The sequence below is a fragment of the Acidiphilium sp. PM genome, assembly GCF_000219295.1.
GTDB classification, from domain to species: domain Bacteria; phylum Pseudomonadota; class Alphaproteobacteria; order Acetobacterales; family Acetobacteraceae; genus Acidiphilium; species Acidiphilium multivorum.
In genome coordinates, this window is sequence record NZ_AFPR01000058.1 from 1 (window position 1) to 9,954 (window position 9,954).

The following is a 9,954-nucleotide window of genomic DNA, read 5'->3' on the forward strand; positions in this document are numbered from 1 at the left end:
TAATGGAACAGGAAGGACACGATGTCGAAGAAATCGTAGGCGAAGCGGTTGTTCAGGAAGCCGATGATCCAGAGATGGAAATCCCGGTCCAGCGCCGCGAACTCGGTGTAGCGCCTTGCGATTGCCGCCTCGATGTCGCGGTGGCGGGCGATCATCGCATCCGCCGCCTCGGTGAGGGCGGCGCTGCCGGCGCGGGGCATGCGCGCCAGGGCGGCCATTTCGATCAGTTCGCGCATGTCGGCCACCTCGGCGGCGAAACCGTCATGGAATTCCCGCAGGATCCAGCCGCCGCGCGGCTGCTTGGCGATGAGCCCGAAGCGGGAGAAGCCGATCAGGAATTCGCGGACGGAAACGGTGCTGGCATTGCTGTCGCGCGCCAGCTCGGCTTCGGAGAAGGTGTGCCCGGGCCGCCAGTCGCCAAGGAGCACGCGCTGCATGAAGACGCGTTCGATCTGCTCCTGCGGACCGTCGGTTTCCGACTCGGTGTAATAGTCCGCGCGTTCCGGGCGGCGCACGATCCGCAGGCCGGCCGAGCCGCGCTCCAGGATGCCGCTCCCGATCATGGTTTCGATGGCGGCGCGCACCGTGGTGCGGCTCACCCCGAACTGGCGGGCGAGCGCGCTGTCCGACCCGAGTGCGGCTGGCTCCTCCGGAAGGTCCTTGATGTAGTCGAGTAGGGCGTTGCTCGTTCGTTTCAGCAACGTATTCGGCTTTGCCATCCGTTCTGCCCGGCGCTTCCTCTTGATTGTCGGGCCGGCGGTCGAACCGCCGGCCTAGTCGGTTTGCAATATTTATTGTGCGGCGAGCTTTGCCGCGTTGGCAAGCCCTGATTCGTAGATCCCGGAAATCGCCTTGATCGCGGCGGCGTTGTCCTCGCCCTTCTTCGGATGGGTGGAGAGATCGAGGCGGCGGAAATGGCCGCTCCAGACGAGGCGGGTCTCGTTCGCGCCGAGCCGGTGCACCGAAATCGTCGAGACATAGTCGCGCACCGGCAGGATCTTCATGTTGTTGGCGGTGTGCTGGATTTCATAGGTGTAGGTCATGTGCCGGGCGTCATACCGGATGAGCTGTTCGGTCAGCACCGGCCCGCCGAGGTCGAGATGGCGCACCGAGCCGGGGTGGTTGCCCTTGTCGGCCTTGCTGGTCTTGACGGCGGGAACCCAGGTCAGCTTGCCGAAATCATGCACGATCGACCACACCTTCGCGGCCGGCGCCTTGATGACGACGCTTTTCGTCACGTGCAGCACGGGGGCTTTCGCCTGGGCGGGAGCGACGGCGGCGAGCAGGGTCAGCGGCAGCGCGACGAGAACGGCGCGGCGCAAGATCGGTGCTTTCAAGTGTTCCTCCTGTTGACGGTCCGGTGAAGCCGGTCCTATGCGTTTACATGCATGGATCGCTCTATGCCATAGTTTTGCGTGCGTATGAAAATTTAGCGGGCACGGGCTTCTGGGCGAACGTCGTTCGGACGAGGCTGCCCTGACGAGGCCGGTTCAGGATGACCCTCGATCAGTTGCGGATCTTCATCGCGGTCGCCGAACGCGAGCATGTGACACGGGCCGCCGAGGCGCTGGGGCTCACCCAGTCCGCCGCCTCGGGGGCGGTGGCGGCACTGGAGCGTGAATTCGGCACCAGGCTGTTCCACCGGGTCGGCCGCGGCATCGCGCTGACCGAGGCGGGCCGCGTGTTCTTCACCGAGGCGCGGGCGATCCTGAACCGGACGGAGCAGGCGGCGCTGACGATGCGCGAGATCGCCGGCCTCGCGCGCGGGCGGCTGGCGATCAAGGCCAGCCAGACCATCGCCAACCACTTCCTGCCGCTGCGCCTCGTCGCCTTCCGGCAGGCCTATCCGGGCATCGGGCTCGCGGTCTCGATCGGCAATTCGGCCGAGGTGGCGCGCGCGATCCTGGAAGGGGATGTCGAGCTCGGCTTCGTCGAGGGGCCGGGCGATACGCTGATCCAGCCGCGGCTCGCCGCCGAGCCGATCGCGCAGGACCGGCTGGTCATGGTGGTCGCCCCCGGTCATCCCTGGGCGAAGCGGCGCGCGCTGCGGCCGGCGGAGCTCGCCTCCGGCAGCTGGGTGCTGCGCGAGGACGGGTCGGGGACGCGGGCGGTGCTCTTCGAGGCGCTGGCCGGGCTCGGGATCGACCATGCGGCGGTCGATGTGGCGATCGAGCTGCCGGCGAACAATTCGGTGCTGACGGCGGTGAGCGGCGGCGCCGGGGCGACGATCCTCTCCGAGCTGGTCTGCGCCGATGCGCTGGCCGCGGGCAAGGTGGTGGAGGTGCCGGTGAAGCTGCCGCGGCGGACCTATTTCGCGGTCCAGCACCAGGACCGCACGCGCACCAGGGCCGCGGCGGCGCTGCTCGCCCTGCTGCGCGAGTCCCCGCCGGAGGACGGCCACGGCTGACGCCGCGGCCGCCGGGGGGATCAGGCGGCGTCCAGATCCTTCATGGTCTGCACGACGCGGCTGACCATGCCGTAGGCGATCGCCTCCTCCGCGCCCATCCAGTAGTTGCGGTCGGTGTCCTTCTCGACGCGGGCATAGTCCTGCCCGGTCTCGCGGGCGATGATGCGGTTGATCCGCTCGCGCATCTTGATGATCTCGCGGGCCTCGATGTCGATATCGGTCGCCGGGCCGCGCACGCCGCCCATCGGCTGGTGCAGCAGGAAGCGCGTGTTGGGCAGGCAGAAGCGGCGGTCCTTGTGGCCGGCGAGGTAGATCAGCGCGCCGGCGCTGGCGACCCAGCCGGTGCCGATCATCCGCACCGGCGCGGTGGCGTCGACGAAGCGGATCACGTCATGGATCGTGTCGCCGCTCTCGACATGGCCGCCCGGCGAGTTGACGAACACGTCGATCGGCTCGTCGCTCGCGCCGGCGAGGGCGAGGAGCTGGCCGGTGACGGCGCGGGCGATGCGGTCGTGGATCTCGCCGAAGATCAGCACCTTGCGCTGCTTGAACAGACGGTTTTCGAGTTCGGGCCCGACCTTGCCGGCCTTGGCGGCCTCGGGCGCCTCCTTCTCGGGGGCGTCCTCGTCATCGGCGCGGGGGGCGAGCCTGTTGCTCATGTCGCTTGTCATGCCTACTCCTCAGAACCAGTCGCACTATTGTGGGGTATGCGGGTCCCCCTGTCGAGACGATCGGGCGCGCATGGGTGCCGTCTTGACAGCGCGGCCCGCGCATGGTGCGAGATTGCGGGACCGTTATCACATCTGTGGCATAATTGCTGCTTTGAATGGTGCGGTGCGACACAATATTTCGGACGCCGGGGCGCACGATCGTTGCGCGGTGTTGAACGAAGGGATGGATATGATGCGTCTTGCGGTGTTGAAAGAGCGTCTGCCGGGCGAGACCCGCGTCGCCGCGGTGCCGGATTCGATCAAGAAGCTGAAGGCCCTCGGGCTCGACGTGGTGATCGAGGCGGGGGCCGGCGAGCGGGCCTCGGTCTCCGACGCGGCGCTGCGCGAGGCCGGCGCGGAGATCGCGCCGGATGCGGCCTCGGCACTGAAGGGGGCCGGCATCGTGTTCACGGTGCAGCCGCCCGGGGACGAGATTCTGGCGCAGATCGAGCGCGGCGCGCTGCTGGTCGGCACGCTCGGCGCGATGGGCAATCAGGAGCGGGTGCAGGCCTATGCGAAGGCCGGGATCGACGCCTGCTCGATGGAGCTGCTGCCGCGCATCACCCGCGCGCAGTCGATGGACGTGCTGTCGAGCCAGGCGAATCTCGCCGGCTATCGCGCCGTGATCGAGGCGGCGGAGGCGTTTCCGCGCGGCTTCGCGATGATGATGACGGCGGCCGGCACCGTGCCGCCGGCGCGCGTGTTCGTGGTCGGCGCCGGGGTTGCCGGGTTGCAGGCGATCGCCACCGCCCGCCGGCTCGGCGCCATCGTCTCGGCGACCGACGTGCGGCCGGCGGCGAAGGAGGAGATCAAGTCGCTCGGCGCGACCTTCGTCGGCGTCGAGGACGAGGAGAGCAAGGCGCAGACCGGCGCCTACGCGAAGGAGATGAGTGCGGAGTTCCGCGCCAAGCAGGCGGCGCTGATCGCCGAGACGGTGGCGAAGAACGACATCGTCATCTGCACCGCGCTGGTGATGGGGCGCAAGGCGCCGACCATCGTCACCGCCGACGCGGTGGCGAAGATGCGGATGGGTAGCGTGATCGTCGATATCGCGGCGGATGCCGGCGGCAACTGCGAGGCGACGGTGCCGGGCGAGCGGATCGTGACGGAGAACGGCGTGATCGTGCTCGGGCACAGGAACTGGCCGTCGCGCATCGGCGTCGCCGCCAGCACGCTCTATGCGCGCAACCTCTCGACCTTCCTCACCGGGTTCTGGGACAAGGAGGCCGGGCGGCCGAAACTGCCCGCCGACGACGATATCGTGAAGGGCGTCCTGCTCACGCGGGATGGCGCCGTCGTTCATCCGAACTTCCAGCCGCAAGCAGCTGCCTAGGAGCCACATCATGACCCCTGCACAACTCGCGGACCAGGCCGACGCGCTCGCGCACAAGGCCACCGTGCTGGCGCAGAACGCCGCCGGCTTCGCCGCCCAGGCGGCGGCGCACGCGCCGCACGGCGCCCCGCTGATCGACCTGTTCGCCATTTTCGTGATGGCGGTGTTCGTCGGCTATTACGTGATCTGGAGCGTCACCCCGGCGCTGCACTCGCCGCTGCTGGCGGTGACCAACGCCATCTCGTCGGTGATCATCGTCGGCGCGATGCTCGCGACAGGGCTGAAGGGCGGCTATGCCGCGCATGCCTTCGGCTTCATCGCGGTGCTGCTGGCCAGCGTGAACATCGTGGGCGGCTTCCTCGTGACCCAGCGCATGCTGGCCATGTTCAAGAAAAAAGCGAAGTAAGGGCGGCGCGACAATGAATTACGCATCCGATCCGGGGATCACGCTCGCCTATCTGGTGGCGGCCGTCCTGTTCATCCTGGCCCTGCGCGGGCTCTCGCATCCCGAGACCGCGCGGCGCGGCAACCTGCTCGGCATGGCCGGCATGGCGATCGCCGCGCTGGCGACGCTGGCGCATCCGGCGATGCTGCTCTCGGGCGTGGGGCTCATCGTGCTCGGCGTCGTCATCGGCGGCGCGATCGGCGCGGTGGTGGCGCGGCGGGTCAACATGACCGCGCTGCCGCAGCTCGTCGCCGCGTTCCACTCGCTGGTGGGGCTTGCCGCGGTGTTCGTCGCCGCCTCGGCGCTGAACGCGCCGCAGAGCTTCGGCATCGGCACGCCGGGGCACCTGCATCTCGAAAGCCTCATCGAGATGTCGCTCGGCCTGTCGATCGGCGCCATCACCTTCACCGGCGCGGTCATCGCCTTCGCCAAGCTGCAGGCGCTGATGAGCGGCGCGCCGATCAATTTCCCCGGCCAGCACAAGCTCAATCTCGGCCTCGGCATCCTGCTCGTGGTGCTGATCATCGCCTTCGTCGCCTCGGGCGGCTCGCAGGTGCTGTTCTGGATCATCGCGGCCCTCGCGCTCGCGCTTGGCGTGCTGCTGATCATCCCGATCGGCGGTGCGGACATGCCGGTGGTGATCTCGATGCTGAACTCCTATTCCGGCTGGGCGGCGGCGGGCATCGGCTTCACCATCAGCAACATCGCGCTGATCGTGACCGGCGCGCTGGTCGGCTCGTCGGGTGCGATTCTCTCCTACATCATGTGCAAGGGGATGAACCGCTCGATCCTCAACGTGCTGCTCGGCGGCTTCGGCACCGATGCCGCCGCCGCGGCCGGCCCCGCGGGGGCCGCCGGCGACAAGGCGGTGAAGATCGGCTCGGCCGAGGATGCGAGCTTCATCATGAGCAACGCCTCGAAGGTGATCATCGTGCCGGGCTACGGCATGGCGGTGGCCCAGGCGCAGCACGCGGTGCGCGAGATGTCCGACCTGCTGAAGGAGGCGGGCGTCGAGGTGAAATACGCGATCCATCCGGTCGCCGGCCGCATGCCGGGGCACATGAACGTGCTGCTCGCCGAGGCGCAGGTGCCGTATGACGAGGTGTTCGAGCTCGAGGAGATCAACAACGAGTTCTCGACCGCCGACGTGGTCTACGTGATCGGCGCGAACGACGTGACCAACCCGGCGGCGAAGACCAATTCGTCGAGCCCGATCTACGGCATGCCGATCCTCGAGGTCGACAAGGCGAAGACGGTGCTGTTCGTCAAGCGCTCGATGGCCTCGGGCTATGCCGGGGTGGAGAACGAGCTGTTCTTCCGCGACAACACGATGATGCTGTTCGGCGACGCGAAGAAGATGACCGAGGAGATCGTGCAGTCGCTCGGCAAGTAAGCCGGGCGAACGCGGGACGATCCGGCGGCGGGGCCACTGGCTCCGCCGCTTTCGTTTGGGGACGCGCTTGCCAGCGGCGGCAAATTCGGCCATAGGCGGAGCGGAATAGAGCCGTCGCGCTGCGAGTTTCGCACCGCGGCGCGTTTTTCGTTGATGGAGCGGGTTGCGATGTTTGACGCCCTGTCGGGCAAGCTCGGGGATGTTTTCGACCGGTTGCGCCGGCGCGGCGCGCTGTCCGAAAGCGATGTGATCGAGGCGATGCGGGATATCCGCCTCGCGCTGCTCGAAGCCGACGTCGCTTTGCCGGTGGTGCGGGATTTCATCGCCAAGGTGCGGTTGCAGGCGGTGGGCGCGGAGGTGCTGCGGGCGGTCTCGCCGGGGCAGCAGGTCGTCAAGATCGTCAACGACGCGCTGGTCGACGCCCTCGGCGGCGAGGGGGCGGTGCCGCTCAACCTCAACGCGGCATCACCCATTCCGTTCCTGATGGTCGGGTTGCAGGGCTCGGGCAAGACCACGACCTCGGGCAAGATCGCGCTCCTGCTCAAGGAGAAGCAGCGCAAGAAGGTGCTGCTGGCGAGCCTCGATACCCAGCGTCCGGCGGCGCAGCTCCAGCTCGCGCAGCTGGCCGAGCGCGCCGGGGTGGCGAGCCTGCCGATCGTGCCGGGGGAGACGCCGGTGCAGATCGCGCGGCGGGCGATGGAGACCGGGCGGCGCGAGGTGTTCGACGTCGTCATCCTCGACACCGCCGGACGGCTCGCGATCGACCAGGCGCTGATGGACGAGGTCAAGGCGATCCGCGACGTGACCGCGCCGGCGGAGACGCTGCTGGTGGTCGACGCGATGACCGGCCAGGACGCGCTCGCCACGGCGACGGCGTTCAACGAGGCGGTGAGCATCACCGGCATCGTCATGACGCGGCTCGATGGCGACGCGCGGGGCGGCGCCGCGCTGTCGATGCGGGCGGTGACGGGCGCGCCGATCAAGCTGATGGGCATGGGCGAGAAGCTCGATGCGCTGGAGCCGTTCCATCCCGAGCGCATCGCCGGGCGCATCCTCGGCATGGGCGACATTGTCAGCCTGGTCGAGAAGGCGGCGGAGAATGTCGACCAGCAGAAGGCCGAGCAGCTCGCCAGGAAGATGGCGCGCGGCAAGTTCGACCTCGAGGATTATGCCGAGCAGCTCAAGCAGATCACCAAGATGGGCTCGCTCTCGGGCATCATGGGCATGCTGCCCGGCGTGGGCAAGATCAAGCAGCAGCTCGCCGAGGCGGATCTCGACACCTCGATCCTGAAGCGGCAGGCGGCGATCATCTCCTCGATGACCAAGGCCGAGCGGGCCAATCCGGACATCATGAAGGCGAGCCGGAAGAAGCGCGTGGCGGCGGGTTCGGGCACCTCGGTGCAGGAGGTCAACCGGCTGCTCAAGCAGTTCGAGCAGATGAAGGACATGATGAAGCGGGCGCAGAAGCTGGGCCAGAAGGGCCTCGCGCGCGGCGGGTTGGCCGCGCTGCTGCCGCAGGGAGGCGGGCGCCGCCCGTTCTGAGACCCGGGCTTGCGCCCGTTTCGAGACCACGGGTTTTTGCTCGTTTTGAGACCGCGGGTTTCGGCCCGGACTGAAAAACGACGGGCTTCGGCCCGTTCTGAAACCACGGCGGCCGGGTTGGCCGCCACCGAGACTACTGACCAGGAGACAATGGAATGTCGTTGAAGATCAGACTGGCCCGCGCGGGTGCGAAGAAGCGGCCGTTCTACCACATCGTCGTCGCCGACTCGCGCAGCCCGCGCGATGGCAAGTTCATCGAGCGGATCGGCACCTACAACCCGATGCTGCCGGCCGATCACGAGGATCGCATCCGCCTCGTGACCGATCGCGTGACGCACTGGCTGAGCCAGGGCGCGCAGGCGACCGACCGCGTCGCCCGTTTCATCGGCAAGGCCGGCCTCGCGCCGATGCCGGCGTTCCGCGAGCAGCCCGTGCAGTCCGCGCCGAAGAAGAAGGCGCAGGAGCGCGCCGCCGAGCGCGCCAAGGCCGCCGAGGCCTGATTTCGCGGCTGAGCGATGGATGATCGCCTGATCCTGATGGGCGTGATCGGCCGGCCCCACGGTGTGCGCGGGGCCGTGCATGTCACCACCTATTCGCCGGACCCGGAGGGGCTGGCCGAGCTGCCGTTGCGCGACGAGCGCGGCCGGCGGGTCGGGCTGGCCTGGACCGGGGCGGGGATCGCGCGCGTCACCATCGGCGAGGGCGACGAGGCCGCCACGATCGCCGATCGCGATGCGGCGGCGAAGCTGACCAATCTTCGGCTCTATGTGCGCCGGGCCGACCTGCCGCCGCCCGAGGACGAGGACGAATTCTACTTCGCCGACCTCATCGGGCTGCACGCGGTGGGGCCGGATGGGGCGGCACTCGGCACGATCCGCGCGGTGCATGATTTCGGCGCCGGCGCGAGCATCGAACTCTCCGACGGCTCGCTGCTGCCCTTCACCCGCGCGGTGGTGCCGGAGATCGACCTGCCGGGCGGTCGCGCCGTGGTGGTGCGGCCGGTTGAGGTGGAGATGCGGGAATGAGCTTCCGCGCCACGATCATCACCCTGTTCCCCGAGATGTTTCCGGGGCCGCTCGGCCAGTCGCTGGCCGGACGCGCGCTGGAGACGGGCATCTGGGCGCTGGATTGCGTGAACCTGCGCGATTTCGGCCTCGGCCGGCATCGCGCGGTGGACGACACGCCGTTCGGCGGCGGCGCGGGCATGGTGCTGCGGCCGGACGTGCTGGATGCCGCGATCGGCCAGGCGCGGGACGGGCGACCGTTGATCGCGCTGACCCCGCGCGGCGCGCCGCTGACCCAGGCGCGCATCCGCCGGCTCGCCGAAGGGCCGGGTGCCGTGCTGCTCTGCGGCCGGTTCGAGGGGTTCGACCAGCGCGCCCTCGATGCCAACGAGGCGGAGGAGATCAGCCTCGGCGATTTCGTGCTCTCGGGCGGCGAGATCGCGGCGCTCGCGCTGCTCGATGCCACCATCCGCCTGCTGCCGGGCGTGATGGGGGCGGCGGAGAGCGCCGAGGAGGAAAGCTTCTCGGACGGCACGCTGCTCGAATATCCGCATTATACCCGCCCGGCCGTGTGGCAGGGGCGGGCGGTGCCGGAGGCGCTGCTCTCCGGCCATCATGCCGCCATCGCCGCCTGGCGCCGCGCCGAGGCCGAGGCCGTGACCAGGCGGCGCAGACCAGATCTATGGGCCCGGCACATTGCCAGCCAGCCGGCTCTTCCGTAAATGAACTCCCCCGAAAGGATGCCAGACATGAACGTGATCCAGACCATCGACGCCGAGCAGATCGGCAAGCTCGCGGAAGCCCGCGCCGTGCCGGACTTCAAGCCGGGCGACAATCTCCGCGTTTCGGTCCGGGTGACCGAGGGCGAGCGCACCCGCATCCAGGCGTTCGAGGGCGTGTGCATCGCGCGGTCGAATCGCGGCATCAACTCGAACTTCACCGTACGGAAGATTTCGTATGGCGAGGGCGTGGAGCGCGTGTTTCCGCTCTATTCGCCGAATGTGACCGAGATCGCCGTCACCCGCCGGGGCGTGGTGCGCCGGGCGAAGCTGTATTACCTGCGCGGCCGCCGCGGCAAGTCCGCCCGCATCGCCGAGGCCGCGCGCGAGACCAACGCCGA

The 9,954-nt window shown here is 68.7% G+C and carries 12 protein-coding genes; 9 read left to right on the forward strand and 3 right to left on the reverse strand.

The features are described 5' to 3' along the window. A partial coding sequence (locus APM_RS02030; RefSeq protein WP_007421692.1) for an FCD domain-containing protein occupies positions 1 to 719 on the reverse strand: 719 nt, incomplete at its 3' end. 72 nt (positions 720 to 791) lie between these two features. Further along, positions 792 to 1,337 (reverse strand): SRPBCC family protein, encoded by a 546-nt coding sequence (locus APM_RS02035; protein ID WP_007421693.1) that lies wholly within the window; start codon positions 1,335 to 1,337, stop codon positions 792 to 794. 158 nt (positions 1,338 to 1,495) lie between these two features. On the opposite strand from APM_RS02035, the gene APM_RS02040 reads away from it, so the two are divergent. Beyond that, positions 1,496 to 2,407, forward strand: coding sequence for a LysR family transcriptional regulator (locus tag APM_RS02040; protein ID WP_007421694.1), 912 nt, complete (start codon positions 1,496 to 1,498; stop codon positions 2,405 to 2,407). Between the two features lie 20 nt (positions 2,408 to 2,427). Here APM_RS02040 and APM_RS02045 read toward each other — a convergent pair whose 3' ends face one another. Then, positions 2,428 to 3,078, reverse strand: a complete 651-nt coding sequence (locus tag APM_RS02045; RefSeq protein ID WP_012039847.1) for an ATP-dependent Clp protease proteolytic subunit — start codon at positions 3,076 to 3,078, stop codon at positions 2,428 to 2,430. Positions 3,079 to 3,307: 229 nt separating this feature from the next. Between APM_RS02045 and APM_RS02050 the strand changes: the two genes are divergently transcribed. The 8 genes from APM_RS02050 to rplS all read left to right on the forward strand — a co-directional run. Further along, positions 3,308 to 4,450: a Re/Si-specific NAD(P)(+) transhydrogenase subunit alpha gene (locus APM_RS02050; protein ID WP_007421696.1), complete on the forward strand. Its 1,143-nt coding sequence runs from the start codon at positions 3,308 to 3,310 to the stop codon at positions 4,448 to 4,450. A 10-nt stretch (positions 4,451 to 4,460) separates the two neighbouring features. Beyond that, complete coding sequence (locus APM_RS02055; protein WP_007421697.1) at positions 4,461 to 4,856, forward strand: NAD(P) transhydrogenase subunit alpha; 396 nt, start codon at positions 4,461 to 4,463, stop codon at positions 4,854 to 4,856. 13 nt (positions 4,857 to 4,869) lie between these two features. Then, positions 4,870 to 6,288 (forward strand): NAD(P)(+) transhydrogenase (Re/Si-specific) subunit beta, encoded by a 1,419-nt coding sequence (locus APM_RS02060; protein WP_007421698.1) that lies wholly within the window; start codon positions 4,870 to 4,872, stop codon positions 6,286 to 6,288. A gap of 168 nt (positions 6,289 to 6,456) precedes the next feature. Continuing rightward, positions 6,457 to 7,830, forward strand: a complete 1,374-nt coding sequence (ffh, locus tag APM_RS02065) for a signal recognition particle protein (RefSeq protein WP_039887560.1) — start codon at positions 6,457 to 6,459, stop codon at positions 7,828 to 7,830. A gap of 155 nt (positions 7,831 to 7,985) precedes the next feature. Further along, a complete protein-coding gene (rpsP, locus tag APM_RS02070; protein ID WP_007421700.1) occupies positions 7,986 to 8,330 on the forward strand; it encodes a 30S ribosomal protein S16 in 345 nt (114 codons plus the stop codon). A 15-nt stretch (positions 8,331 to 8,345) separates the two neighbouring features. Then, positions 8,346 to 8,855 carry a ribosome maturation factor RimM gene (rimM, locus tag APM_RS02075; protein ID WP_007421701.1) on the forward strand — a complete coding sequence of 170 codons (510 nt, stop codon included), beginning with the start codon at positions 8,346 to 8,348 and terminating at the stop codon, positions 8,853 to 8,855. Further along, the gene (gene trmD, locus APM_RS02080; protein ID WP_007421702.1) at positions 8,852 to 9,556 is read left to right on the forward strand and encodes a tRNA (guanosine(37)-N1)-methyltransferase TrmD; all 705 of its coding nucleotides are present in this window, start codon (positions 8,852 to 8,854) and stop codon (positions 9,554 to 9,556) included. The genes rimM and trmD overlap by 4 nt, the downstream gene beginning before the upstream one ends. Positions 9,557 to 9,583: 27 nt before the next feature. Further along, positions 9,584 to 9,954, forward strand: a 371-nt coding sequence (gene rplS / locus APM_RS02085; protein WP_007421703.1) for a 50S ribosomal protein L19, incomplete at its 3' end; no start/stop codon positions are given.

Coding starts and splice junctions, on each gene's coding strand:
- APM_RS02050 (WP_007421696.1), top strand. CDS start 3,308: ATGATGCGTCTTGCGGTGTTGAAAGAGCGTCTGCCGGGCGAGACCCGC.
- trmD (WP_007421702.1), top strand. CDS start 8,852: ATGAGCTTCCGCGCCACGATCATCACCCTGTTCCCCGAGATGTTTCCG.
- APM_RS02055 (WP_007421697.1), top strand. CDS start 4,461: ATGACCCCTGCACAACTCGCGGACCAGGCCGACGCGCTCGCGCACAAG.
- APM_RS02060 (WP_007421698.1), top strand. CDS start 4,870: ATGAATTACGCATCCGATCCGGGGATCACGCTCGCCTATCTGGTGGCG.
- rpsP (WP_007421700.1), top strand. CDS start 7,986: ATGTCGTTGAAGATCAGACTGGCCCGCGCGGGTGCGAAGAAGCGGCCG.
- APM_RS02045 (WP_012039847.1), bottom strand. CDS start 3,078: ATGACAAGCGACATGAGCAACAGGCTCGCCCCCCGCGCCGATGACGAG.
- APM_RS02040 (WP_007421694.1), top strand. CDS start 1,496: ATGACCCTCGATCAGTTGCGGATCTTCATCGCGGTCGCCGAACGCGAG.
- ffh (WP_039887560.1), top strand. CDS start 6,457: ATGTTTGACGCCCTGTCGGGCAAGCTCGGGGATGTTTTCGACCGGTTG.
- rimM (WP_007421701.1), top strand. CDS start 8,346: ATGGATGATCGCCTGATCCTGATGGGCGTGATCGGCCGGCCCCACGGT.